Source organism: Marivita cryptomonadis (assembly GCF_002115725.1).
Classification (GTDB): Bacteria; Pseudomonadota; Alphaproteobacteria; order Rhodobacterales; family Rhodobacteraceae; genus Marivita; species Marivita cryptomonadis.
Map to the genome: position 1 here is coordinate 17,283 of NZ_JFKD01000016.1, position 23,756 is coordinate 41,038.

The window sequence follows — 23,756 nt, forward strand, 5'->3', positions numbered from 1 at the left end:
TTACTTCACTGCGTAGGGCAGCAGGGCGAGGAAGCGGGCGCGCTTGATTGCACGAGCCAGCTCACGCTGTTTCTTTGCAGACACGGCTGTGATGCGCGAGGGCACGATCTTGCCACGCTCAGAGATGTAGCGCTGCAGCAGCTTGGTGTCTTTGTAGTCGATCTTAGGTGCATTGTCGCCCGAGAAGGGGCACACCTTGCGACGGCGGAAAAATGGTTTCGTAGCCATGGATTAGCGTCCTTTCTTCAGGCGATCAATTGCGACGTTCGCGGCGTTCGCCACGATCACCGCGGTCACCACGGTCTCCGCGGTCACCACGATCACCCCGGTCGTCACGCTTCTGCATCTGGACCGACGGGCCGTCTTCATGTGCGTCCACCTTGATGGTGAGAATACGCATAACGTCGTCATGAAGACGCATCAGGCGTTCCATTTCCTGGATCGCTTCCGACGGTGCGTCGGTGCGCAGGAAGGCATAGTGGCCCTTGCGGTTCTTGTTGATCTTGTAGGCCATCGTCTTGACGCCCCAGTATTCGTGATCAACCAGCGTGCCGCCGTTGTCCGAAAGAACTGTGCCGAAATGTTCGATGAGGCCTTCAGCCTGCGCGTTGGACAAATCCTGACGCGAGATAAAAACATGCTCGTAAAGCGGCATGTGCACTCCGTTTCTGTTCTGGCGCATTTCAAAGGACAGGGACTGAACCCTTTCGCTCCTGCCCACGAGAGACTGCGCGGTAAAAATCGTCCTGCGAAAGGAGCGCTCCGTATACACGGATTGCGTGGGGGATCAAGCGCTGTGGGCGCAGTTTGCGCAGGGCGTCACAATCCTGCCCTGAACATGCCTTTTCAAGGTCTGGCACACGCCCCGAATTCGGCCGATTTCCGCAACAAACTGTTTCCAGATGGTAAACGGTTTGACGGCCGAGTGACAGTCGGTCGGGGAGATACAAGATGGTACATTATGATGAAAACTATGTCCGTAGCCAAAGCTCGGTCGGCACACTGGTGCGCCGCATTCTTGGGATTGCATGCCTGATCGCGGTTCCGGGGATCTGGCTTGCGGTGCAGGGCGCATTGCCCGAAGCGCGGATCATGGGGCTTGGCCTGTCGGTCATCGTGATGGGGTTTGCGGGTTTGTGCCTGTTTGGGCGCTGACTGTTCATTCCGACACAGACTCTGTTGAGTTTCAACGAATTGAGACTGCGCGGCATCGCAGCAATTTGTCAGTCATCGTAATCTTGTAAACAGGACTGACCCATGAAAAAGACACTTCTTGCCGCCGCTCTGGTCGCGCTGCCGTTTGCTGCACAAGCTGAACCCGAAGCTTACACGCTGGACGCAAGCCACAGCCAAATCCTCTTTTCCTACAACCACCTTGGCTATTCCACGACTTGGGGTATGTTCTCGGGTTTTGAAGGTGACATTCAATTCGATCAGGAAGATCCGGCCAATTCGTCCGTGACCGTGTCTTTCCCGGTGCGTTCGATGTTTACAGGTTGGGAAGGCCGTTTCGAACACTTCATGTCCGCTGATTTCTTTGGTGCGGCAGAAGATGAAATGGTGACCTTCGCCTCCACGTCAATCGAAGTGACTGGTGACTCGACAGCCAATATCATCGGTGACCTGACGCTGAACGGTGTGACCAAACCTGTCACGCTGGCCGCGACGCTGAACCAAGCGGGCGATCACCCGATGGAAGGCAAGCCTTGGGCCGGCTTTGACGCCACCGCGACCTTGCTGCGCAGCGATTTCGAGGTTGGCGCATTCGCCCCCTTCGTGAGCGACGAGGTGCAATTGCAGATTTCCATCGAAGCAATGAAAGCCGACGGCACGGATTCCTGATCCTCAACCGCCGATGAAATGAAAAACCCCGGGTGTAACGCCCGGGGTTTTTTATTGTCCGTGGTAGTCGCGCGGTCAGTTGGAGGCTTCCCCGCCGCGCACTGCCATGAGGTCGACCATAACACTGACGGCAAAACCAAGCTGTCCTTCATCCGTCATGCCCGCGCCGATGTCGAACCTGCGTCGGTCTAATTCGGTTTTGCCCTGAACCCGCGCGGTATCGTCCTCTAGAGTCAGATCGAATGGCAGAGATACTGGCTGTTCCACCCCGCGAATGGTCAGCGTGCCTTCGGCGATATAGCCTGTCTCGGTCGCCAAAAGATCCGCCGTGAACCGGGCTGTCGGGAACTCGGCGCTGGCGAAATAGTCTGGGCCCATCGCCTGCTGTGTGACCGACCCAAGCGTGAGTGACGTGATCGCGATTTCGACATCTACGGACCCGGCGACACCTGTGCTGACGGTCTCGTCAAAGGTGATGGCTGCGGTCCACTCGGCGAAATCGCCCGACACGCCAGATCCCATTTGTTGCACGGTGATTCCTAACGTGCCGTCGGTCACCGCCCAATCGCTCTCGACCTGTTGCAGCGCGGGTGCCTCGGCGGCGATGCCGGTGCCTTTGTGATAGACCCCCAGAACGCTCCCAACGCCAATCGCGGCGGCCCAGACAACTCCGGCGAGCATTGGCGGCAGAATTTTGCGCTGTGTGTGCGATGTCGGTGTGACCGCAACGCGGCGACCCGGCAACATCCGCGCAAGGGTGTCGTCCTTGTCTATCACAGCATGTTTGACCGCGCCTGCGATGTGCAAGATCAAGGATACGATCAGCACTCGTTCGAACACGATATGCAGGCCCGCTGCGGTTTCCGACAAAGTCAGGCTTTCAGGAACCAGTGGCAGATTTTGCCCGAACGGCCACCAGATAGGCGCAAAGCCTTCCGTCGCGGCGTGATGAACCCAGCCGGACAAAGGCACCAACACCAATGATCCGTACAGCAGCCAGTGCACAATTTCGGCCAGCAGCGTTTCAACGCCGCGATCAGGATGCAGTGGCGCGGGTTTGGGTTGGCTCAGCGCCCAGAGGATACGGGCAAGGGCGACGAAGAACAGTGTTACCCCCACCGTCTTATGCAAAGAGAAAAGCCACGCCTTGTCGGCAAGTTGCTCGGCCGTGTCATATGGCAGGTCATTGGCGATGATCCCCAGCGGTATCACGGCAAGGATGCCAAGTGCAGTCAACCAATGGAATGTCTTGGCGACAGAGCCATAGCGGGCGGTGGTGTTCGTGGCGGGCATAAGGTGCCTCCAATGTAAATCCGTTTGCCCACAGCTATCGCCGGATGCGCGGGGCGCAATCTTCGCCAATGCACAGAATGAGTGCAGCAACGTTGCGTCGCTGCGGCACGGGTTGTAATGGCATGTGGACCAATCAAGGAGGCATGCCGTGAGCCGAGCTTTTCTATTTCCCGGACAAGGGGCGCAAACCATAGGGATGGGCAAGGATCTGGCCGAAGCCTATCCAACCGCCCGCGCGGTGTTCGAAGAGGTGGATGACGCGCTTGGGGAAAAGTTGTCGGCGCTGATTTGGGATGGCGACATCGAAACGCTGACCCTGACCGCCAATGCGCAGCCGGCGCTCATGGCCACCTCAATCGCGGCGATGCGTGCACTCGAAGCTGAGGGCATCGTGATCGGATCGGGTGCTTATGTCGCCGGTCATTCGCTTGGTGAATATTCCGCTCTAACGGCCGCCGGGGCACTGTCGGTGTCTGACGCGGCAAGGTTGTTGCGGGCACGTGGCACAGCGATGCAGGACGCCGTTCCCGTAGGCGTTGGCGCTATGGCAGCAGTGCTTGGGCTGGGCCTCGAGGACGTGCGCCGCGTGGCTGAGGCCGCAGCGCAGGGCGAGGTGTGTGCCGCGGCCAATGACAACGATCCCGGGCAGGTTGTCGTCTCTGGACACAAGGCGGCTGTCGAACGCGCGGTCGATCTGGCGAAAGAGGCGGGCGCGAAACGCGCGGTTCTGCTGCCTGTCAGCGCGCCGTTCCATTGTGCCCTCATGGCCCCCGCAGCCGAGGCGATGGCCGATGCCTTGGGTAGCGTCACGATCAACGCGCCGGTGGTGCCGGTCGTGGCGAATGTCCGCGCCGAGGCGGTCAGCGATCCCGAAGCCATCCGCGCGCTGCTGGTCGAGCAGATCACCGGTGCGGTGCGTTGGCGCGAATCCGTGAACTGGATGGTCGGGCAGGGCGTGGACGATTTCTGGGAAGTCGGCGCAGGCAAAGCCCTGATCGGCATGGTGCGCCGGATCGAGCGGTCGGCGGCGACGCGCGCCGTTGGATCGGCTGCCGACGTGCAGGCTGCAACGCAAGAGGGCTGAGCCCGGAATTTAATGGCCGGCTCCAGAATCTTTGAACGAAGGTTCTGTGTGCCCAAGACTAAAACGAGATGAAAAGGACCACGACATGTTCGATCTGACAGGCAAAACCGCGTTGATCACAGGCGCATCCGGTGGCATCGGCGGCGAAATCGCCCGCGCATTGCACAATGCTGGGGCCACGGTTGGCCTGTCCGGCACCCGCACCGAACCGCTCGAGGCGTTGGCGGCTGAACTGGGCGACCGTGCCCATGTCCTGCCTTGCAACCTCAGTGATCCCGAGGCGGTTGCGACCCTTCCGAAACAGGCCGCCGATGCGATGGGCAGCGTCGATATCCTTGTGAACAACGCAGGCATCACCCGCGACAACCTCTTTATGCGGATGTCAGATGATGAATGGCAGTCGGTCATCGACGTGAACCTGACCGCCACCTTCAAGCTGTGCAAAGGTGTGCTGCGCGGCATGATGAAGGCGCGTTGGGGCCGCATCGTGAACATCTCGTCCGTCGTTGGTGCCACGGGCAATCCGGGGCAGGGCAACTATGCCGCCGCAAAGGCAGGCATGGTCGGTATGTCGAAATCACTGGCCTACGAGGTCGCCTCTCGCGGCATCACGGTGAACGCCGTCGCACCCGGCTTTATCGAAACCGCGATGACCGACAAGCTGACCGATGATCAGAAATCCACTATCCTGACACAGATTCCCTCGGGCCGCATGGGCACCCCGGAAGAGATCGCTGCGGCGGTTCTTTATCTTGCCAGTGCCGAGGCGGCCTATGTCACGGGAACCACGCTTCATGTGAATGGCGGCATGGCAATGCTCTGATTTCACAGGGGAAAGAACGATTATGCAGGTGCAGAAATCCCTGAAATCACATGGATTTCTTCGTGCACGCGATTGCATTGAAAGCGTTTGCCATCCCGATTCCATGTGCTATAGCGGCGCAGGTTTTGGACCATCCCGGTGACTTTCGGGCAGTGTCGGTCTTAGGTGTTCCATGTGGACACAAACCGCCGCCCGCAAGGGCACGATCAATTCCGCCCGGGCGCGGGCTAACCCGGCCTCCGCGCCGACGAAACTGTGAGGAAGAAAACATGAGCGACGTCGCAGATCGCGTTAAGAAAATTGTTGTCGAGCACCTTGGTGTCGAAGAGGACAAAGTGGTTGAGAACGCGTCGTTCATCGACGACCTCGGCGCTGACAGCCTCGACACCGTTGAGCTGGTCATGGCTTTCGAAGAAGAGTTCGGCATCGAGATTCCGGATGACGCAGCCGAAACCATCCAGACATTCGGCGACGCGGTGAAGTTCATCAACGAAGCTCAGTAAGCGTTTCGAACTTCAAGATTTTTGAGAACGCGCTCTGTCTCAGGGCGCGTTTTTCTTTTGCGCCTTCTCTTCTGCCTTTGCAGCATCCCAAAGCGCGTCCATCTCGGTCAGATTGCTGTCCTTCGGCGTCCGTCCTTCAGCGGCCAGCGCAGCTTCAATGCTTTCGAAACGGCGGGTGAACTTGGCATTTGTGGCGCGCAATGCCGCTTCGGGGTCAAGCCCCATATGGCGACCCAGATTGACCATCACGAACAGCAGATCTCCGAACTCTTCGAGCTGCTCTGTCTCGTTCTCGACCTCGCGCAATTCCTGTGCTTCCTCGACGATCTTGTCCAAGACCTCGTCCGTCGACGGCCAGTCAAACCCGACCCGCGCAGCGCGGTTCTGCAGTTTCAAAGCCCGCGTCAGGGCGGGCAGACCCTTGGCGACCCCGTCCAGTACACCGGTTTCCTGCTTGCCCGCACGTTCCGCCGCCTTGATCTGTTCCCAGTCCAGAACCTGCTGTTCGGCGGATTTGTCCCGGCTTTCATCACCGAACACATGCGGATGTCGCGCCACCATCTTGTCGCTGATCGCATTGGCCACATCGTCAAAGCTGAACATGCCAGCCTCTTCGGCCATCTGGGTGTGATAGACCGACTGCAACAGCAGGTCACCCAACTCGCCTTTCAGCTCGCCCCACGCCTCGCGCTCGATGGCGTCTGCTACCTCATAGGCCTCTTCGATCGTGTAGGGCGCGATAGACACGAAATCCTGTTCGATGTCCCACGGACAGCCTGTTTCGGGATCGCGCAAGCGACGCATGATTTCCAAAAGCCGCGGCATACCCCCCTTGGGGTCATGGATCAGGTCATCGGACATTGCAGGCCTCCGTGCTTCGGGATTAGATGCAGGGATGCGGTATCAGCGCGAGGGAGTCCACCCATGGCCATCATCAACCGGATCGGCGATTACGCCGAGGACATGAAGACATGGCGTCGGCACTTGCACATGCATCCCGAGCTGAGCCTCGACTGCCATGAAACGGCGGCGTTTGTGGTTGAAAGGCTCAAGGAGTTCGGTGTCGACGAAATCCACGAAGGCATTGCGCAATCGGGTGTTGTGGCTTTGATCCGGGGGCAGGGGGACGGCCCGGTGACCGGCCTGCGGGCTGATATGGACGCGCTGCCCATCGAAGAGACCACTGGCGTTGAGTATGCGTCGACCATTCCCGGCAAGATGCATGCCTGCGGCCATGACGGGCATACCACAATGCTATTGGGTGCCGCCCGCTATCTGGCGGAAACCCGCAAATTCAAAGGCACCGTCGCACTGATTTTTCAGCCAGCAGAAGAAACCGTGGGTGGCGCACGTATCATGGTCGAGGAAGGCATCATGGATCGGTTCGGCATCGAAGAGGTCTTCGCGCTGCACACTGATCCATTCGGCGATGTGGGCGTGTTTAACACCTGTCCCGGTCCGATCATGGCAGCGGTGGACGATTTCGAGATCACGATCACCGGCAAGGGCGGTCACGGAGCGTTTCCCCACACCACGCTTGATCCGGTGCCCTGTGGACTTGCCATTGGGCAAGCGCTGCAAACAATCCCGTCGCGCAACGCAGATCCGCGCTTGCCGCTGGTGGTGTCACTGACCATCGTGCAGACTGGCAGCGCCACCAACGTGATCCCGGAAACCATGCGTCTTGCAGGCACAGTGCGCAGCTTTGATCCCGACCTGCGCGATATGGTTGAACGCCGCTTCGCAGAGATCGTTGCAGGCCAAGCGGCCAGCTACGGCGTCGCGGCAAAGCTGGACTACGTCCGCAATTACCCCGCTACCATCAACCACCACGCCCAGACCGAATTTGCCGTGCGTGTGGCCCAAGAGGTGGTGGGCGACAGCAACGTGATCAGTGACCGCGCGCCCGAAATGGGGGCCGAGGATTTTTCCTATATGCTCGAGGCGCGGCCCGGAAGCTACCTCATGCTGGGGCAGGGGATCGGGCCGTCCTGTCACCATCCCGCGTTTGACTTCAACGACGAGGTGGCCCCCATCGGCGCGTCGTTCTTTGCCCGAGTGATCGAAACCCGTCACGGAGTGTAAACCATGGGCCTTGAAGACGCCAAAACCCAAATCGACCACGCTTTCACCCGCGACGACCTGAAAGGCGCGAGCTTTGAGAACGCCTTTGCCGGTGCCACATCGTTCCTGCGGCGGCGCTACACCAAGGACCTGAGCAACGTGGATATCGCCATCACTGGCGTGCCCTTTGATCAGGCCGTAACGCACCGCACCGGCACACGTTTTGGCCCCCGCGCCATCCGCGAGGCCTCCAGCCTTCAGCCCTACGACAAACCATACGGTTGGGATTACAATGTGCTCGAAGACTTCGCGATTGCCGATTACGGCGATCTGGCCTTCGACTATGCCAAAGTGTCTGAGTTTCCCGAAACGCTAAAATCCCATATCGCAGGAATTCTGGCACAGGACACAGCGACGGTGACGCTGGGGGGCGACCACTACATCACCCTGCCGATCCTTGAGGCTTATGCCGAAAAATACGGCCCCCTAAGCCTGCTGCAATTCGACGCCCACACCGACACCTGGGCCGATGACGATATGGAGCGGATCGACCACGGGACGTTCCTGTATAAAGCAGTCAAGCTGGGTCTGGTGGACCCGGTGCGGTCGGTTCAGGTGGGCATTCGCACCGACAATCCGGACACGCTCGGCTTCAACATCATCGACGCCCGCGAGATGCACCGTATCGGGCCCGAAGCCGTTGCGGAAAAAATCTGCGAAATCCTCAAGGATTACCCAACCTATCTCACCTTCGACATTGATTGCCTCGATCCTGCCTTTGCCCCCGGCACCGGCACGCCCGTTTGGGGAGGTCCGTCAACAGCCGATATCGCGGTCATCCTGCGGAATATCGCCGGGATCGAACTGATGGGGGGCGATGTGGTTGAAGTCAGCCCGCCTTTCGATACATCAGGTATTACAGCCGTGGCGGGCGCTCATGTTGCGACAGAGATTCTGTCGCTTTGGGGGTGGACGCGCCGCGCCTGAAGTTCAGTGCGCGTGAGCAAGGGGCCGGTGCCCCATTGAGGCAAGGATAAGGACGTCGTGAAAATGTTCTTCTGGGCGGTTGTGCTCATTGTGGTTGCAGGTCTGGCGTGGATCAGGCTCGCGCCATCGGACCCTGCTGCTTGGCATGTGGACCCCAAAGTGACGGCTGATCAGGATCTGGCCGGAGGCGTGCGCCGTCGCATCCCCGCAACCGAAGGCACCTTTGCCACGCTTGACCGCATCATCCTGGCCACCCCGCGCACCGAAGTTCTGACGGGCAGTGTGGAAGAGGGCAAGGTGACCTATGTCACCCGGTCCCAATGGATGGGTTTTCCCGACTACACCACGGTGATGAAAAACGAAGACGTGCTCGAGCTGTTCGCCCGCCTGCGCTTTGGCCAGTCCGACATGGGCGTGAACAAGGCGCGTGTGGATGGGTGGCTGGACCGGCTGGGCGGATAGGCCTTGACCGCAAGGCGTTGATGCCCGACAGAACCGCATGATCCCCGAAGACCGCCTGCACCAGATCACATCGCGTTTTGAATACCTTGAGGCCCAGATGGCCGAAGGGTCCGGCGACATTGCAGCCATCGGCAAGGAATACTCGGACCTGCGCCCCGTCGTTGAACAGATCGCCGAGTGGAAACAGGTGCGCGCCGACATCGCTGATGCCGAAGCGATGCTGTCGGATCCCGAAATGCGGGAATTGGCTCAGGAAGAACTGCCCGACCTCAAGGCGCGTTTGCCCAAGGTCGAACTTGCGCTGCAGCTCGCGCTTTTGCCCCGCGACAAGGCCGATGCGCGGCCTGCCATGCTTGAAATCCGCCCCGGAACGGGGGGCGAAGAGGCGGCACTGTTCGCCGGTGACCTGTTGCGCATGTACCAGCGCTATTCCGAAGCGCGCGGCTGGCGGTTCGAGATCATCGAGGAACAATCAACCGAGATCGGCGGCATCAAGGAAGTCGTGGCGCATATCACGGGAACCAATGTCTTTGCCCGACTGAAATACGAATCCGGCGTCCACCGCGTACAGCGCGTGCCCGAGACGGAATCAGGCGGGCGCATTCACACCTCTGCCGCAACCGTGGCGGTTTTGCCCGAGGCCGAGGATGTGGACATCCAGATCAACACAAACGACCTGCGCATCGACACCATGCGAAGCTCCGGCGCAGGTGGGCAGCACGTCAACACCACCGATTCGGCGGTGCGCATCACCCACATTCCCAGCGGAATCGTCGTCACCAGTTCCGAAAAATCCCAGCACCGCAACCGCGAGATCGCGATGCAGGTGTTGCGCACACGCCTCTTCGATATGGAGCGGCAAAAGGTCGATGCTGAACGCTCGGCCAATCGCAAAAGTCAGGTCGGCTCTGGTGATCGCTCCGAACGCATCCGCACCTACAACTTCCCGCAGGGGCGCCTGACCGACCATCGGATCGGCCTCACGCTCTACAAGCTCGACGCAGTGATGGCGGGTGATCTGGACGAAATCATCGACGCTCTGACGGCAGATGCCCAGGCCACACTCCTAGCCGAGATGGGGGCATGACCGGAACCCAAGCGCTGTCCCATGCGGTCGCACGGCTGCGTGAGGCGGGTATTGACGACCCGGCGCGCGATGCGCGGCGCATCATGGCGCATGTGCTAGGCGTTGCTCCGGGGCGGCTGACCCTTGTCCTGCCGGACATGATCTCAGAGGCCCAGGTTGAAAATCTAGGGGCGCTGATCGAACGACGCGGCCGGCGTGAACCTGTATCCCATCTGATTGGCACGCGCGCCTTCTTCGGCCGCGATTTCCGCGTGAATTCCGCAGTGCTTGATCCGCGTCCCGAGACAGAAATTCTGATCCAACAAGGGCTTGCGGACGACTTTTCACATGTTCTCGATCTTGGAACGGGATCAGGCTGTATCATCCTGACCTTGCTGGCAGAACGTCCCACTGCGCAGGGTATGGGCACCGATCTGAGCGAAGATGCGCTGTCGGTTGCACAAGAGAACGCCGCGCGCGTATCGGTGCAGGACCGGGTGACTTGGGGGCATGGCGCGTGGTTCAACGCGGTGGCGGCGGGGCAGCACTTTGACCTGATCGTGTCCAACCCGCCCTATATCGCGGCCAACGAAATGCCGGGGCTCGCCCCCGAATTGGCCTTTGAGCCACGTATGGCGCTCACGGACGAAGCTGACGGCCTCACCGCCTACCGTGCCATCGCCGCCGGAGCCCGGGCGCATCTCACTCCGCACGGGCGCCTGATCGTCGAAATAGGGCCGACACAAGGGGCAGCCGTTGCCAAGCTGTTTCGTGCCGCTGGTCTTGCAAAAGTGGCGATCCATCCCGACCTTGATGGCAGGGATCGGGTCGTCTCCGGCGCAAACCTGCCACGAACCGACCTGTAAGAGCGAAAATCCGAACCTTTCGACGCAAATTATACTTGTAAGCCGGGGTCGGACATGATTACTCAGAGTCATTGCAGCGGTCGAGGCTGGTTTGCACCCCTCTCGCGCGATTGTAAGCCCAAACATGGATGCTTTTGCACAGGACCCGCGCACAAAGCGCACACAGCAATCGCAAAAACAGCTGAAAGAAGGCTGGAAAGTTACAGATGCGTTCTTCAAACAAACGTTCGCGGAATAAGAATAACCGCAACCGCCCGAATTCTGTCGGAAATGTCGTCAACCGTGTGTTCGACAGCTCCGGTCCCGAGGGCAAGGTGCGCGGTACGCCGCAGCAGATCATTGACAAGTACAACCAGCTCGCGCGCGACGCCCAGCTCAGCAATGACCGGGTGAATGCGGAAAACTTCCAACAGCACGCAGAACACTACATGCGCCTGCTCAGCGAAGCACAGCGTGAACAAGATGCGCGCCGCGAACAGCAAGAGCGTGAAAACCGCGACCGCCAGACGCAGCGCGATAACGAACGTCCGCAGCGTCAGGAGCAGGACAATTCCAATTCTGCTCAGCCGGCGAATGACCCCGCCGATGCGCCGCAGCCGGATGTGATTGACGCATCCGACAGCAGCACTGACAGTGGTCTCGTGGACACTCCCGAAGCCAAGGCCGAGGAAAAGCCCAAGAAGCCCCGCGCGCCGCGTAAGCCGCGCAAAAAGCCAGAGCCGAAGGCGGAACAACCCGCCGCAGAGCAGGCCACGCCAGACGCTGCTGAATAAATAAAAAAGCCGGGGCTTTCCCCGGCTTTTCTGTTTCCAGCCGGTTAGGCCAATTGCCGGGCCAAGGCGCAGAACGCCTCGATTGACACCCGCTCGGCGCGCTCAGTCGGGGGAATGCCGACCGCGTTCAGATGATCCTCGATATCCGGCGACAGCCCCTTTAGGGACGCGCGCAGCATTTTCCGGCGTTGATTGAACCCAGCCGCCACAACCCGCTCCAGCACCTTGGCATCGGCTTCGAACCGGGGCGCGGGCAGGGCGCGCAGATGCACCACGGCGGAACTGACCTTGGGCGGCGGGCTGAATGCCTCGGGCGGCAGATGCATCGCGATATACGCGTCACAGCGCCACTGCGCCAGCACCGCCAGCCGACCGTAAGCCTTGTCGCCCGGCTTGGCGACAATCCGCTGTGCAACCTCTTTCTGAAACATCAGCGTCAGGCTTGACCACACCGGCGGCCAAACCGCAGGGGTGAGCCAACGCACCAGCAATTCGGTGCCGACATTGTAGGGCAGGTTGGCACAGATCGCGATCGGCGGCGTCAGATGCGCCAATGCGTCGATCTGCAGCGCATCGCCCTCGATCACCTCAAGCCGCCCCGGATAGACCGCGGCGATCTCGGCCAGTGCAGGCAAGCACCGCGCGTCTTTCTCCACGGCCAGCACCTTGCGCGCGCCCTCGACCAGCAATCCGCGCGTCAAACCGCCGGGGCCAGGCCCGACCTCAAGCACATCTGTCCCGCTCAAATCACCCGCCTGACGCGCGATCTTGGCGGTCAGATTCAGGTCGAGCAGAAAGTTCTGGCCCAACGCCTTTTTCGCGCTCAGCTCATATGTCGCGATCACATCGCGCAGCGGCGGCAGGGAATCAATTGCGGGCATGGAAACCTCCGCACAAGGCGCGCGGCCCTTGCTTCTTCTTTTTCAAAATATGCAAACTCTGTCCCATCCAACTAATCCGTCGTCAGGACGCTGCATTCGCCAGCCGCCACGCCATGCGCAGCGCCTCGATGGTCGAAGTCGGGTTGGCCTGCCCGGTGCCTGCAATGTCAAAAGCGGTGCCGTGATCCGGTGAGGTTCGGATGATCGGCAGGCCCAGCGTCACATTCACGCCCCGGTCGAAATCCAGCGTCTTGATCGGGATCAGTGCCTGATCGTGATACATGCAGATCGCCGCGTCATACCCTGTGCGAGCCGCGGCATGAAACATCGTGTCCGCTGATAAAGGCCCGGCAATCATCATGCCTTCCGCCCGCAACCGTTCCAGCACTGGTGCAATCACGTCGATCTCTTCGCGCCCCATGCGACCGCCTTCGCCCGCATGCGGGTTGAGGCCCGCCACCGCCAACCGCGGTTGAGCGATCCCGAATTGCGTCACCAGCGCGGTGTGGGTGATTCGAATGCGGGTCTCCAGCAGATCGGCCGTCAGCGCCAGTTTGACCTCTGACAGCGGAATATGGATTGTCACCGGCACCACACGCAGTTGCGACCCGGCCAGCATCATCACCACGTCGCTTGTGTCGCACAGATGGGCCAGAAACTCGGTATGGCCGGGGAACCCGAACCCGGCCCCTTCCTGAAGCGCCTGTTTGTGGATTGGCAGGGTGCAAACACCACCCACCTTGCCCGACGCGGCCAGTGCAACGGCGCGTTCGATCACCGCCACAACGCCCTTGGCCTGTTCCGGTTGCGGCAGGCCGGGGGTGCGCGGCCCCTCGAACTGATGCGGCAACACGGGAAGGGCGCTGGTCTTAGGCGTCGCTTCGTCTGGGGCTGCAATTTCGGACCAGTCGGTGCCGTCTGGCAAATGCGCAGGATCACCGATCAGGAAAAACGGCACCTCTCCACGCAACGCCTCCCATGCCATCCCGGCCAGCTCGGGTCCGATCCCGGCAGGTTCCCCGATGGTCAGGGCAATCGGCGCTGCACTCATTGCGTGACGATGCGGGCGTCGGAACGCAATTGTGCCAGATAGCTTTCGGCAAGCGAATTGAGCCGCTGATTGCGGAGGCCCAAAGCGAACTGGTCGCGGTCCACGTCGTCATTGACCTCGGCGGTGCGCCCGCAAAGCATCAGGAACACCAGCGTTTGGCCATTTGACCGGGTCAGCGCCGTGGACACTTCGCCGGGATCAAGTTTGGACAGCTCGAATGCCATGTCCGTGGGGATGTCCGCGGGTGGCAACGCCTGACGCTCCAGCGCTTCTTCGGGCTTGCCTTTGGCGACACCGTAAAGGTCGTCGCAGCGGTCCACCTGACTGGCCAACACCCGCGCCTGCGCCAGCGTCGCATCCGACCGGCCACCGGGCAGGTAATAGGCGGCATATTCGATCGCCGAATAGGTCGGCGCGGTAAAGCCTGTTTCCTCGACCCCGCGCAGCTGGAACAAGGCCACGGCGTTGGGGATCGGGATCGGATCTGTCACCTCCCCCGGTGCCAGCGCCAGAACAAGCGGGCGGAGCACAGGCGGCAGGTTTTCAAGGTTCTGCCACGGCAACCGGCCCCCGGCGCCGCGTGTCGCGGTGGCCGAGAACTGACGTGCCTGGGCCGAGAATTCAGCCTCTGACGTGATCTGGCTGATCCGATCGGCGCGCGCGCGCACCGCTTCGGCTTGTTGCGGCGGGGCGGGCATGATGATTTCCGACAACAGAACCCGCACCGACGATCCACCCGACGCTCCTAGCGCGCGGTCGATTTCCGCTTCCGACAGGTTCACCCGTCCGGCAAAGCGTGCCTGAACCAGCAGACGCCAGCTTAGCCCCGCGCGGACGAAGTCGCGAAAGGTCTGTGCCGCCACGCCGTTGCCCTCAAGCGCCTGAAGGAACTCGTCACGGGTCAGGTTGGCGCGCTGCGCAAATTCCTCCATCCCGTCCAGCACCTCTTCGGGCGACGGGATAATGCCTGCGGCTTCGGCGGCTTGTATCCGCAAACGGTCGTCGATGAGCTGTTCACGTGCCAGATCTGCCGCGTTGCCCGGCGCATTCAGCACGGTCAACATCCGTTGCCGCTGCTCGAGTTCATAGGCGGTGACCACGCTGTCATTGATGCGGATGACCGGAGCAAACATGTTTTGCGCCTGCGCCGAGACAGGGCCAAAAGCCAAGGTGATGCCAAGAGCAAGCGCGCTCAATTTGCGGATGGACGTGTTCAGTAGCTGCATGAACGGCGGTACTCCTTGCCGCTGCCGCCAGTGCTGAAGCCAGTCAGCGCGACGGTCAGGCCGAAATCGGTAGATGGTTCAAGGTTAGTGGAAGAGGCAAAGCTGCGCGAGACCGAAAAGTCCACCGCGACACATTCATTGCGGTATTCCGCGCCAACCCCTGCATTCAGGAACTGCCCCTCGGCGATGTCGTATCGCGTGCTGCCGGTGGCAGTCCAGTTGCGGTCGATATTATAGCGCCCATTGACCCGCCATTGCGACTGGGCGTCTTCGCGGTCTTCTAGCGGATCTGTCGTGAGCAGAATGTAGGACGCACCCAAAGTGTAGCGGTCACGGGTGACATTGGCGCGCATCTCGGCCTTGGTGAACCGGGTTTGGTCGCTGTCATACAGACCGCGCGCCAAAAGCTGCAATCCGTTCTGATGCGCGAATTGCCCGGCAATCAGCCAATCGGACGCGGTGCTGTCCTGCCCGGATGACCGCGAAAAAGCCGTGTCCACCTCGTCGCGCCAGACCCGTCCCAATGTCAGGGCAGCGCGCCAGCCTTCCGGGTCCTGCCGCATCCAGCGCAAGCCGGCAGCGCCGATCAAACCGCGTTCGCGACGGTCGGGTGCCGGAAAGCGCGACAGCGACAGCAGATTGCCTTCGTCGAATTCAACCCGCGTGCTTTCGTCATTCGGCACACCTGACCGTTCGCCGCCAATCCATCCGACCTGTGCAATCGGTTCGACCAGCACGCGTGCGCCCGTCGCCGTCTGTTTGACGAAGGGCCAGCGCAGCTCAACCGATGCCGCAGGTGTGACCTTGGTGTAGTCGCCAGCTGCCACGGCATCCTGTTCAACGATGAAATGATCGACCCAAAGCTGCGCCACGGCACCGGCACGAAGTCCACCCGCAAGCGTCCAGCGGTCGCGCCAGCTCAGATCCAGATTGGCCCGTCCAACATCGCGTCCGTCGACGACTGTGTCGGCATCGTTGCCGTCGATATCCGTGTTCGAATAGCGGTAGTGGCCGTGGACTTGAAATCCAAGTCGCACCTCGCCGCCGATTGCCTTGGGAAAGTACCGGCGATTGTAGCGCAGGTCACCGATGATCGTTGGTTGGGTTGCGTTGTTTTCGCCGTCAGTCAGGCTCTCGTAATGGATCAGTCCCAGCGAAAAGAACCGGTCTCTTTGGGTGCGCGACAAAGTCAGGGCGCTGTCCAGCCGGTCTTTTTTGAAGGCGCTGTTGTAATCGTTAAGATACGCGTCGTCGCTCACGGCTTCGATGTCGAAGGACAGGCGGAAATTACGGGGCAGGGTGAACGCGCCTTCCGCAAAGAACAGACCGCGCAAGTCGCCGCTGTCGAGATTATCGCGACTGATCGCACCGTTCACCTTGATGTCGCCGGTGCGGAACGCCTGCCTGTAGCGCAGCTCCAGTGTCCGTGTGATGGGCGACACATAGGGGGTCAGCGTCAGATCGGCGTGATCCCCAATCGGGATAAAGTACGGCAGCTTGATGCCGAAACCCAGCAGAGTCGTTGTCTTGAGTTCGGGAATCATGAACCCGCGTGCCCGCTCCAGCGTCGGGTCCGGCAGGCGCATCCTTGGCATGTAGAACACCGGGACGCCAAGAACTCGAAGCTGTGCATTGTCGAAATAGATTTGGCGTTCTTCGGCGTCGTGCACGACGCGGCTGGCCCGGATCGCCCAAAGCGGGGGGCGGTCACTGCCGCAGACCTGACACGAGGTTGCGGCCACTTGGCTCATCGCCGTGTAGCGCCCTTGCACACGTGCCGCGCGGGCCGAGGCGATCTGAAGCTGTTCGTCGAGAACGAAGCGCGCGCTTTCCAGCAGCCCGTTTTCAAACCCCTGATCCAGTTCCGCCTGCGTTGCAGTCAACACATCGCCATTGGGTTGGGTGATCCGGATCGGGCCCTGAATCTCAAGCGTATTGGCGGCGCGGTTGTAGATGATGGATGACGCAGTCAGTCGGGTGCCGTCATGCAACGCCTCAACATTGCCCGTCGCCACAAGCGTGTCGCCGCCCTGTTCGACCAATACCTGATCCGCCAAAAGCATCACATTGCTGGATTGCGCGTGTACGGGAGCAGACCACAGCAGCACTACCGCAATCAGGGCAAGAATGGATCGCACAGTCATCCGTCCTCCCTGTGCAGGATCAATCCCAGCGCCAACAGCACAGACGCAAGTGGTGGAACCCATGCCGCAGCCAGTGCGTTCAATTGTCCATTCTCGCCTAGGATTTGCGCAAAGTTTCGCACGTAATACAATGAAAAGCCAAGAAGAACCGCTGACAGCACCGCAACTCCCGTGCCGCCCATTCTGCTGTGTCGCATCGTGAAGGCGGCACCGATCAGCACCATCGAAATCAGAAAGACCGGCCGCGCGAGTTCCATCTGCAGCCACACCGCATGACGTCGCGCCGAAAAGCCCGCGTCCTCAAGATCGGTGATGAACCCTTGCAGCTCCCAGACCGAGATGGCCGAGGGCCGTCCGAAGCGGTCCTTGATACTGTCCTCAGTCAGTGTGGAGGCGACGATCAATTCGTCATGCAGTACCGAATTGGTCTCCGGGTTCACCCCTGCCACCAGCGGCCAGACCTTGGCCTCCCGCAGGGTCCACGCCCCGTTGGCCAGTTCAGCTTCTGCTGCCTCGATCCGGCGCACTGGGCCGCCACCTTCGGCATAGGCCACGAACATAACGTCATAAAGCACGGTTCCGTTGGCGTTCGCCCGCGCGGCCCGGATCACCGTTTGCCCGCGTGGGTCGGACTGCCGCAGCCATAATCCTTCGGCTCCGATAGACAACGCCGAGGTGCCGCCATTGCGATAGGTTTCGCGCAGGTCGGAATAGGCTTTTGATGTTGCCGCCACGATCGGGTTACCCATCGCCACAGCCAAGCCGCCAATCACCGCTGCGACCACAATCGGCCCCACCAGCGCCGTCAAGCCCGACCGCCCCGCCGCGCGTGCCACCACCAGTTCGGACGACCGTGCCAGTGCCACGAACAGCGCGATGGAGGACAGGATCATCACCAAGGGCAGGATCTGGTACATGCCCTCAGGTGTGTTCAGCAGGGTCAGCTTGACCACTTCGGGAAAACTGACCGAGTTGTCCAACCGCCGGATTTGTTCAACCAGATCAAGAAGCACCTGAAACAAAAAGAAAATCCCAAAGATCGCCAGAAACGTCCACAAAAACCGGCGCGCGAAATAAAGATGTAGCGTCATGCCGACACCTCCGTCATCGCAGCGCCGCGCGGTTTGCGGAACGGGCGCGCCGCCAGATGCAACACTCCGACGGCCATGGCAATGCCAACCACTGATGGCAAATAGATCAATGGCCAAAGGGCTGCGCTGTTACGGGTGGGGTCGGTGACCGCACTTTCGACCAGCTTGATGAGGACCAGCAGAAAGATCGCCACAACGATCTGCCGCCCAACGCCAAAGCGGCTGAAACTACCTGTCAGCAGGGTAGAGAACCCGATCAGCGCGGCAACCAGACCCAACAAGGCTTGCTGAAATCGGCCGTGCAGTTCCTCATTGATCCGCGCCCGCGGCACCTCGGTCAAAGCGGCCATCGCTTCGGGTCGCGTCAACAGATCCCATGTCGGCAGGTGCCGTGGCCGCAGGCTGAGGTTCTGGTTTTGCACGATCAGCGTGCTGATATCGTAAGTGAAATCCTGAAAAAGCGTCGTCGACAGGGTGCGCGTGTCGGGCCGTAGGGTCTGTGCCAACCCGCTCACCATGACAAGACGCGGGCCTTCCTCGGCCTGCACCACATAGGCGCGCTCGGCCGTATAGGTCACCTCGCGGTCGTCCTGACGACGATCCGACAGGTAGACATCGCGCAATTCGCCCTCTGGGGTGATGTCTCGGATAAAGAATGTCACCCCGGGTCCGGGATGCAGAAAGGCCCCTTCGCGCAAAAGCCGTGCGCTGACGGACCCCGAAATCTCGACCTCACGTTCCTTGAGTTGCGCCATCGACGCTGGCACCAGAACATGCGTCAGCGCCGACATCATCAGCGCCACGATCAAACCGAACATTGCTACGGGTCGTGCCAGCCGCCACGGGCTGTACCCGGTGGCCTGCACCACCGTCAGTTCCGAGTCGCCCATCAGCCGGTTGGTGACGTAGACAGCAGCGGCAAATGACGCCATTGGCAGCACCAGCGCGATCACGCCGGGCAGGCTGAGCGCGGTAAACTCAAGGAACACTCCCGCCGAATGACCGTCCGCGATCAGCCGGTCAAACAGCACCACAGCCCGGTTCACCCAGTAGACCGCGACCAGCACAAGCGCGAAGAACCCAAAGAGGACCATGAGTTGCGACAGCACGTATCTGTCGAATCTTGGCAAAGCGGACCCCTTCACACGACATAGAGTGGGCCGGGATGGCCCATAGTCTAGGGTTTGAGGTAAAACCAGCCTCTGGTCAACCGCGTGCACGGGCGCTACCCCTATATCCAAACCAACATACGGAGCAGAACATGGCGGAACTTCGCGCACTCGCATTTGTGCCGGTCGATATCGACGCTTTGGCGACCGCAGAAGGCCGGATCGCGGTCTTTATCACACCCGATCTCAAATTAAGCGCAGGTGCCCGGCGGTTGAACCGGCTCACCAAGGGCGCGCTGGCACGGGCAACCGGATCAGAGGCTTGGGAAAAGATGTCGGAAGGCAAGGCCATGACGCTGGCATGGCCAGTCGGTCTTCAGGCTGAAGCGGTCGATCTGGTCAAACTGTCCCGTCGTCCTTCGCCGGAGTTGGCGCGCAAGGCTGGGGCGGCTCTGGCGGTCGCTGCCGGATCATCCGCGATGACGGTGCTGGTCGAAGGCACCGCGCGGCCCGAAGAGATCGCCTTGGGCGTCGCATTGCGCGGCTATGGCTTTGACGATCACAAGACCAAGAAAGGCGATCCATTCGGCCCGGCCACTTTCATGTGTACCAAACCCGAAGAGGCCGAAGCGGCTGCCGCTCCGCGCATTGCTGTCGCCGAAGGCGTGCATTTCACCCGCGACCTTGTGAATGAACCCGCCAACGTGCTCACCACCACCGAATTCGCCAAACGGCTGGAAGCCCTTCGCGCTCTCGGTGTCGAGGTCGAAGTGCTGGAAGAAAAGGCGCTCGAAAAGCTGGGCATGCGCGCGCTGCTCTGCGTCGGACAAGGGTCCGATAGCCCGTCGAAAGTGGTCATCATGCGCTGGAAAGGCGGGGTCAAGGGCGCCGCACCTCTGGCGCTGATCGGCAAGGGTGTCGTGTTCGACACTGGGGGCATCTCGCTAAAACCAGCCGCTGGCATGGAAGACATGACCATGGACATGGGCGGCGCGGGTGTGGTCGCGGGCGTCATGCACGCAGTCGCCAAACGCAAGGCCAAGGCCAATGTGGTCGGCATGGTGGGACTTGTGGAAAACATGCCGTCGGGCAACGCAGTGCGCCCGGGTGACGTGGTGGCCTCCATGAAAGGCGACACGATTGAAGTGGTGAACACCGATGCCGAAGGCCGCTTGGTTCTGTGCGATGTCATGTGGCATGCGCAAGAGACCGAGAAACCTGCCGCGATGATTGACCTCGCCACCCTCACGGGGGCCTGTATCATTGCCTTGGGGCATGAAAACGCCGCCGTCTATTCGAACGACGAACCTTTGGTCAACGCGTTCCTCAAATCCGCGGAGACCGAGAAAGAAGGCGCGTGGCGGATGCCCTTGGGTCAAGCCTATGACGACATGCTGAAATCGCCCGTGGCTGACATGAAAAACATCGGCGGCCGTCCCGCCGGGTCGGTGACGGCGGCGCAGTTCCTCAAGCGGTTCGTCAAGGACGACATGCCGTGGATTCACCTCGACATCGCGGGTGTTGCACATGTGAAGGCCGATCTGGACCTGTCACCAAAGGGCGCAACGGGATGGGGCGTGCGCGCGCTCGACCGCCTGATCGCAGACAAGTTCGAGGCGAAAGACTGATCCGATGGGCGCGGCCTATTTCTACCACCTAACGCAAAAGCCGCTCGAGGCGACCTTGCCCATGCTTCTGGGCAAGGCACTTGGCGCGGGCTGGCGCGTTGCGGTGCGGGGAACAGATGCCGCGCGTATGGACTGGCTGGACCAGAAACTGTGGCTTGGACCAGAAGAGGGCTTCCTGCCGCACGGCCTTGCGGGTGGGCCGCACGACACAGCGCAGCCTGTGCTTTTGACGGTGGAGACCGCGGCGGCAAACAAGCCGCAATGCGTCATGACCGTGGATGGCGCAGAGGTTGCGCCGGACGAGGTGCAGCGGCTGGAACGGGTCTGTATCCTTTTCGATGGCAATGATCCCACCGCTGTCGATGTGGCACGTGGCCAATGGCGGAGCCTGACCGGTGCGGGCTGTTCGGCGCAATATTGGTCCGAGGAATCCGGCCGTTGGGAAAAGAAGGCTGAGGCCTGAATTTCGATTTATTAACAGACCGTTAAACGGTCAGCTCTCTTGACCCATTGTTTCGCGTGCGAAACATTCGGGCCGATCCGGACCTATTCTCCGTGCCCCATTGTGAGCCCAGACGCTTTGGCCTACGCTTTGCCTCAAACCTGACCTTGAGGGAGGAAAGCAGGCCATGAGCAAGAGCTTCGACATGATCGTGATCGGCGCAGGCCCCGGCGGCTATGTCGCCGCCATCCGAGGCGCGCAGCTTGGGCTGAGTGTGGCGATTGTCGAACGCGAACATCTGGGCGGCATCTGTCTCAACTGGGGCTGTATCCCGACCAAGGCCATGCTGCGCACCTCTGAAGTCTTTCACCTCATGCACCGCGCCAAGGAATTTGGGCTCAAGGCCGAGGGCATCGGCTATGATCTGGACGCGGTCGTCAAACGCTCGCGCGGGATTGCGAAGCAATTGAACTCCGGGGTCGGGCATCTGCTCAAGAAGAACAAAGTCACCGTGTTGATGGGCGAGGCCACGATCCCCGCCAAAGGCAAGGTGCAGGTCAAGACCGACAAGGGGGTTGAAGACCTGACCGCGAAAAACATCGTCGTCGCCACAGGTGCTCGCGCCCGTGAATTGCCGGGGCTCGAGGCAGATGGCGACCTGGTCTGGACCTACAAAAACGCGCTTGTCCCGAACCGGATGCCGAAGAAGCTTTTGGTCATTGGCTCTGGCGCCATCGGCATCGAATTCGCAAGTTTCTACAACACGCTTGGTGCCGATACGACGGTGGTCGAAGTGATGGACCGCATCCTGCCTGTCGAGGACGCCGAGATCAGCGGTTTCGCAAAGAAACAGTTTGAAAAGCAGGGCATGACCATACGTGAAAAGGCCATGGTCAAACAGCTGGATCGCAGCAAAGGCAAGGTCACCGCGCATATCGAACAGGGCGGAAAGGTCACCAAGGAAGAGTTCGACACGGTCATTTCCGCCGTCGGCATCGTCGGAAATACCGAAGGGCTGGGGCTGGAGGCCTTGGGTGTCAAGGTAGACCGCACCCATGTGGTGACCGACCCGATGTGTCGCACCGGGGTAGAGGCGGTCTATGCCATCGGCGACATCGCTGGCGCGCCTTGGCTTGCACACAAAGCCAGCCATGAGGGTGTGATGGTGGCGGAACTGATCGCAGGCGGCCATCCTCACGCGGTCGAGGCGGACAGCATTGCGGGGTGCACCTACTGCCAGCCGCAGTTGGCCAGCGTCGGCCTGACTGAGGCGCAGGCCAAGGAAAAGGGCTTTGACATCAAGGTCGGGCGCTTCCCGTTTATCGGCAATGGCAAGGCGATTGCACTCGGGGAACCCGAGGGGATGATCAAGACGGTGTTCGATGCGAAAACCGGCGCGCTCTTGGGGGCGCATATGGTGGGCGCGGAAGTGACCGAGCTGATCCAGGGCTATGTTGTCGGGCGGCAGTTGGAGACCACCGAGGAGGACCTGATGCAGACGGTGTTCCCGCATCCGACCCTGTCCGAGATGATGCATGAGGCCGTGCTGGATGCCTGGGGGCGGGCGATTCACTACTAGGGCGGGGTTCACAGGATTTTCGTACGAAAATCCTGCCGGGGCAGATTATTCGTACGAATAATCTGTCATGTCGTCAGACGTGCTGACCGCCGTTCACTTCAATCTCGGTGCCGGTGACGTACCCACTTTGGCCCGAGCACAGGAAATAGATCACATCCGCCACTTCGGACGGCTGGCCCAGCCGCCGCATCGGCAGTTTTTCGACAATCTTGTCGGTGCCTTTGCTGAGGATACTTGTTTCGACCTCGCCCGGTGCAATGGCATTCACACGCACGCCTAAAGGCCCGAAATCATGAGCCATTTCCCGCGTTAACGCAGCGAGCGCTGCTTTCGACGTCGCATAGGCCGCCCCGGCAAACGGGTGTACCCGCGCGCCAGCGATTGAGGTGACGTTGACGATGGACCCCTGTGCCTTGGCCAGTTCGTCTTTCAACCCGCGCCCGAGCACGACAGACGCGAAGAAGTTGACGTGAAACACCTTGCCCCAATCGCGCAGGTCGGTGTCCAATGTGCTGAGGCGTTCCCCCTCGGGGCCTTTCGGTGAAATCCCGGCGTTGTTCACCAAAGCATCTAGCCGCCCGCCATCAAGGCGTTCCTTGACAATGCGCACGGCCTCCATCGTCTGTTGCGGGTCTGCGAGGTCGACTTGAATGTGGTTGCGTTCGCCCCCCGGCCACGGACAGTCGGGCGAAAAAGCCTGCCGCGAGCAGCTGATCACGCGCCAGCCTTCGGCGGCGAATTTCTTGACAGTGGCATGGCCGATGCCGCGGCTGGCGCCGGTGAGCAGCAGGGTGCGTTGGTGCGGTGTGTCTGACATGATGTCACTCTAGGGGATGTTGTGC

Annotated in this window: 25 protein-coding genes; 14 read left to right on the forward strand and 11 right to left on the reverse strand. The window is 60.8% G+C overall.

Going from position 1 to position 23,756, the window contains the following annotated elements:
• Together rpsR and rpsF are read right to left on the reverse strand one after the other, a co-directional pair.
• Complete coding sequence (gene rpsR, locus MCRY_RS16605) at window positions 1-228, reverse strand: 30S ribosomal protein S18 (RefSeq protein ID WP_026756163.1); 228 nt, start codon at window positions 226-228, stop codon at window positions 1-3.
• A 25-nt stretch (window positions 229-253) separates the two neighbouring features.
• Entirely contained in the window at window positions 254-655 is a 402-nt protein-coding gene (gene rpsF / locus MCRY_RS16610; protein WP_085631944.1) for a 30S ribosomal protein S6, read from the reverse strand.
• A gap of 296 nt (window positions 656-951) precedes the next feature.
• Between rpsF and MCRY_RS16615 the strand changes: the two genes are divergently transcribed.
• Complete coding sequence (locus tag MCRY_RS16615) at window positions 952-1,155, forward strand: hypothetical protein (protein WP_085631946.1); 204 nt, start codon at window positions 952-954, stop codon at window positions 1,153-1,155.
• Between the two features lie 102 nt (window positions 1,156-1,257).
• Window positions 1,258-1,842 (forward strand): YceI family protein, encoded by a 585-nt coding sequence (locus MCRY_RS16620; RefSeq protein ID WP_085631948.1) that lies wholly within the window; start codon window positions 1,258-1,260, stop codon window positions 1,840-1,842.
• Between the two features lie 75 nt (window positions 1,843-1,917).
• Here the strand turns inward: MCRY_RS16620 and MCRY_RS16625 are convergent, their stop codons facing one another.
• Entirely contained in the window at window positions 1,918-3,135 is a 1,218-nt protein-coding gene (locus MCRY_RS16625) for a cytochrome b/b6 domain-containing protein (RefSeq protein WP_085631950.1), read from the reverse strand.
• 148 nt (window positions 3,136-3,283) lie between these two features.
• On the opposite strand from MCRY_RS16625, the gene fabD reads away from it, so the two are divergent.
• The 3 genes from fabD (at window position 3,284) to MCRY_RS16640 (ending at window position 5,545) form a co-directional block, all read left to right on the forward strand.
• Window positions 3,284-4,219 (forward strand): ACP S-malonyltransferase, encoded by a 936-nt coding sequence (fabD, locus tag MCRY_RS16630; protein ID WP_085631952.1) that lies wholly within the window; start codon window positions 3,284-3,286, stop codon window positions 4,217-4,219.
• A gap of 85 nt (window positions 4,220-4,304) precedes the next feature.
• Window positions 4,305-5,042: a 3-oxoacyl-ACP reductase FabG gene (gene fabG, locus MCRY_RS16635; protein WP_085631954.1), complete on the forward strand. Its 738-nt coding sequence runs from the start codon at window positions 4,305-4,307 to the stop codon at window positions 5,040-5,042.
• A gap of 269 nt (window positions 5,043-5,311) precedes the next feature.
• On the forward strand, window positions 5,312-5,545 hold the full coding sequence (locus MCRY_RS16640) for an acyl carrier protein (RefSeq protein ID WP_085631956.1): 234 nt from the start codon (window positions 5,312-5,314) through the stop codon (window positions 5,543-5,545).
• Between the two features lie 39 nt (window positions 5,546-5,584).
• Here the strand turns inward: MCRY_RS16640 and mazG are convergent, their stop codons facing one another.
• On the reverse strand, window positions 5,585-6,406 hold the full coding sequence (gene mazG, locus MCRY_RS16645; RefSeq protein ID WP_085631958.1) for a nucleoside triphosphate pyrophosphohydrolase: 822 nt from the start codon (window positions 6,404-6,406) through the stop codon (window positions 5,585-5,587).
• Between the two features lie 63 nt (window positions 6,407-6,469).
• On the opposite strand from mazG, the gene MCRY_RS16650 reads away from it, so the two are divergent.
• The 6 genes from MCRY_RS16650 to MCRY_RS16675 all read left to right on the forward strand — a co-directional run bounded on the left by MCRY_RS16650 (window position 6,470) and on the right by MCRY_RS16675 (window position 11,763).
• The gene (locus MCRY_RS16650; protein WP_085631960.1) at window positions 6,470-7,630 is read left to right on the forward strand and encodes a M20 aminoacylase family protein; all 1,161 of its coding nucleotides are present in this window, start codon (window positions 6,470-6,472) and stop codon (window positions 7,628-7,630) included.
• A 3-nt stretch (window positions 7,631-7,633) separates the two neighbouring features.
• Window positions 7,634-8,596 (forward strand): agmatinase, encoded by a 963-nt coding sequence (gene speB, locus MCRY_RS16655; RefSeq protein ID WP_085631962.1) that lies wholly within the window; start codon window positions 7,634-7,636, stop codon window positions 8,594-8,596.
• Window positions 8,597-8,659: 63 nt separating this feature from the next.
• Window positions 8,660-9,058, forward strand: a complete 399-nt coding sequence (locus MCRY_RS16660) for a DUF1499 domain-containing protein (RefSeq protein ID WP_085631964.1) — start codon at window positions 8,660-8,662, stop codon at window positions 9,056-9,058.
• A 37-nt stretch (window positions 9,059-9,095) separates the two neighbouring features.
• Window positions 9,096-10,145, forward strand: coding sequence for a peptide chain release factor 1 (gene prfA / locus MCRY_RS16665; RefSeq protein ID WP_085631966.1), 1,050 nt, complete (start codon window positions 9,096-9,098; stop codon window positions 10,143-10,145).
• Window positions 10,142-10,990: a peptide chain release factor N(5)-glutamine methyltransferase gene (gene prmC, locus MCRY_RS16670; protein WP_085631968.1), complete on the forward strand. Its 849-nt coding sequence runs from the start codon at window positions 10,142-10,144 to the stop codon at window positions 10,988-10,990. The genes prfA and prmC overlap by 4 nt, the downstream gene beginning before the upstream one ends.
• A gap of 206 nt (window positions 10,991-11,196) precedes the next feature.
• Entirely contained in the window at window positions 11,197-11,763 is a 567-nt protein-coding gene (locus tag MCRY_RS16675) for a DUF4167 domain-containing protein (protein ID WP_085631970.1), read from the forward strand.
• Between the two features lie 44 nt (window positions 11,764-11,807).
• Here the strand turns inward: MCRY_RS16675 and rsmA are convergent, their stop codons facing one another.
• The 6 genes from rsmA to lptF form a co-directional block, all read right to left on the reverse strand.
• Complete coding sequence (gene rsmA / locus MCRY_RS16680; protein WP_085631972.1) at window positions 11,808-12,644, reverse strand: 16S rRNA (adenine(1518)-N(6)/adenine(1519)-N(6))-dimethyltransferase RsmA; 837 nt, start codon at window positions 12,642-12,644, stop codon at window positions 11,808-11,810.
• A gap of 82 nt (window positions 12,645-12,726) precedes the next feature.
• The gene (gene pdxA / locus MCRY_RS16685) at window positions 12,727-13,695 is read right to left on the reverse strand and encodes a 4-hydroxythreonine-4-phosphate dehydrogenase PdxA (RefSeq protein WP_085631974.1); all 969 of its coding nucleotides are present in this window, start codon (window positions 13,693-13,695) and stop codon (window positions 12,727-12,729) included.
• Window positions 13,692-14,921, reverse strand: a complete 1,230-nt coding sequence (locus MCRY_RS16690) for a peptidylprolyl isomerase (protein WP_085631976.1) — start codon at window positions 14,919-14,921, stop codon at window positions 13,692-13,694. The genes pdxA and MCRY_RS16690 overlap by 4 nt, the downstream gene beginning before the upstream one ends.
• Window positions 14,909-17,065 carry an LPS-assembly protein LptD gene (locus MCRY_RS16695; RefSeq protein ID WP_085631978.1) on the reverse strand — a complete coding sequence of 719 codons (2,157 nt, stop codon included), beginning with the start codon at window positions 17,063-17,065 and terminating at the stop codon, window positions 14,909-14,911. Before MCRY_RS16695 ends, MCRY_RS16690 begins: the two co-directional genes overlap by 13 nt.
• Entirely contained in the window at window positions 17,062-18,156 is a 1,095-nt protein-coding gene (gene lptG / locus MCRY_RS16700) for an LPS export ABC transporter permease LptG (protein ID WP_085631980.1), read from the reverse strand. Before lptG ends, MCRY_RS16695 begins: the two co-directional genes overlap by 4 nt.
• Window positions 18,153-19,286, reverse strand: coding sequence for an LPS export ABC transporter permease LptF (lptF, locus tag MCRY_RS16705; protein WP_238939853.1), 1,134 nt, complete (start codon window positions 19,284-19,286; stop codon window positions 18,153-18,155). Before lptF ends, lptG begins: the two co-directional genes overlap by 4 nt.
• A 131-nt stretch (window positions 19,287-19,417) precedes the next feature.
• Between lptF and MCRY_RS16710 the strand changes: the two genes are divergently transcribed.
• The 3 genes from MCRY_RS16710 (at window position 19,418) to lpdA (ending at window position 22,914) form a co-directional block, all read left to right on the forward strand.
• Entirely contained in the window at window positions 19,418-20,893 is a 1,476-nt protein-coding gene (locus MCRY_RS16710) for a leucyl aminopeptidase (RefSeq protein WP_085631983.1), read from the forward strand.
• Between the two features lie 4 nt (window positions 20,894-20,897).
• The gene (locus tag MCRY_RS16715; RefSeq protein ID WP_085631985.1) at window positions 20,898-21,356 is read left to right on the forward strand and encodes a DNA polymerase III subunit chi; all 459 of its coding nucleotides are present in this window, start codon (window positions 20,898-20,900) and stop codon (window positions 21,354-21,356) included.
• 166 nt (window positions 21,357-21,522) lie between these two features.
• Entirely contained in the window at window positions 21,523-22,914 is a 1,392-nt protein-coding gene (gene lpdA, locus MCRY_RS16720; protein ID WP_085631987.1) for a dihydrolipoyl dehydrogenase, read from the forward strand.
• A gap of 73 nt (window positions 22,915-22,987) precedes the next feature.
• Here lpdA and MCRY_RS16725 read toward each other — a convergent pair whose 3' ends face one another.
• Window positions 22,988-23,731, reverse strand: a complete 744-nt coding sequence (locus MCRY_RS16725) for an SDR family NAD(P)-dependent oxidoreductase (RefSeq protein WP_085631989.1) — start codon at window positions 23,729-23,731, stop codon at window positions 22,988-22,990.
• Window positions 23,732-23,756: the final 25 nt, after the last annotated feature.

Excerpts from the sequence above, each read along its gene's own strand:
- prfA (WP_085631966.1), top strand. The coding sequence starts at position 9,096 with ATGATCCCCGAAGACCGCCTGCACCAGATCACATCGCGTTTTGAATAC.
- MCRY_RS16725 (WP_085631989.1), bottom strand. The coding sequence starts at position 23,731 with ATGTCAGACACACCGCACCAACGCACCCTGCTGCTCACCGGCGCCAGC.
- MCRY_RS16660 (WP_085631964.1), top strand. The coding sequence starts at position 8,660 with ATGTTCTTCTGGGCGGTTGTGCTCATTGTGGTTGCAGGTCTGGCGTGG.
- MCRY_RS16640 (WP_085631956.1), top strand. The coding sequence starts at position 5,312 with ATGAGCGACGTCGCAGATCGCGTTAAGAAAATTGTTGTCGAGCACCTT.
- MCRY_RS16615 (WP_085631946.1), top strand. The coding sequence starts at position 952 with ATGGTACATTATGATGAAAACTATGTCCGTAGCCAAAGCTCGGTCGGC.
- MCRY_RS16695 (WP_085631978.1), bottom strand. The coding sequence starts at position 17,065 with ATGACTGTGCGATCCATTCTTGCCCTGATTGCGGTAGTGCTGCTGTGG.
- MCRY_RS16710 (WP_085631983.1), top strand. The coding sequence starts at position 19,418 with ATGGCGGAACTTCGCGCACTCGCATTTGTGCCGGTCGATATCGACGCT.
- pdxA (WP_085631974.1), bottom strand. The coding sequence starts at position 13,695 with ATGAGTGCAGCGCCGATTGCCCTGACCATCGGGGAACCTGCCGGGATC.
- rsmA (WP_085631972.1), bottom strand. The coding sequence starts at position 12,644 with ATGCCCGCAATTGATTCCCTGCCGCCGCTGCGCGATGTGATCGCGACA.
- speB (WP_085631962.1), top strand. The coding sequence starts at position 7,634 with ATGGGCCTTGAAGACGCCAAAACCCAAATCGACCACGCTTTCACCCGC.
- MCRY_RS16675 (WP_085631970.1), top strand. The coding sequence starts at position 11,197 with ATGCGTTCTTCAAACAAACGTTCGCGGAATAAGAATAACCGCAACCGC.
- MCRY_RS16715 (WP_085631985.1), top strand. The coding sequence starts at position 20,898 with ATGGGCGCGGCCTATTTCTACCACCTAACGCAAAAGCCGCTCGAGGCG.
- MCRY_RS16650 (WP_085631960.1), top strand. The coding sequence starts at position 6,470 with ATGGCCATCATCAACCGGATCGGCGATTACGCCGAGGACATGAAGACA.
- rpsR (WP_026756163.1), bottom strand. The coding sequence starts at position 228 with ATGGCTACGAAACCATTTTTCCGCCGTCGCAAGGTGTGCCCCTTCTCG.
- lptG (WP_085631980.1), bottom strand. The coding sequence starts at position 18,156 with ATGACGCTACATCTTTATTTCGCGCGCCGGTTTTTGTGGACGTTTCTG.
- fabG (WP_085631954.1), top strand. The coding sequence starts at position 4,305 with ATGTTCGATCTGACAGGCAAAACCGCGTTGATCACAGGCGCATCCGGT.
- MCRY_RS16625 (WP_085631950.1), bottom strand. The coding sequence starts at position 3,135 with ATGCCCGCCACGAACACCACCGCCCGCTATGGCTCTGTCGCCAAGACA.
- rpsF (WP_085631944.1), bottom strand. The coding sequence starts at position 655 with ATGCCGCTTTACGAGCATGTTTTTATCTCGCGTCAGGATTTGTCCAAC.
- MCRY_RS16620 (WP_085631948.1), top strand. The coding sequence starts at position 1,258 with ATGAAAAAGACACTTCTTGCCGCCGCTCTGGTCGCGCTGCCGTTTGCT.
- mazG (WP_085631958.1), bottom strand. The coding sequence starts at position 6,406 with ATGTCCGATGACCTGATCCATGACCCCAAGGGGGGTATGCCGCGGCTT.
- prmC (WP_085631968.1), top strand. The coding sequence starts at position 10,142 with ATGACCGGAACCCAAGCGCTGTCCCATGCGGTCGCACGGCTGCGTGAG.
- lpdA (WP_085631987.1), top strand. The coding sequence starts at position 21,523 with ATGAGCAAGAGCTTCGACATGATCGTGATCGGCGCAGGCCCCGGCGGC.
- MCRY_RS16690 (WP_085631976.1), bottom strand. The coding sequence starts at position 14,921 with ATGCAGCTACTGAACACGTCCATCCGCAAATTGAGCGCGCTTGCTCTT.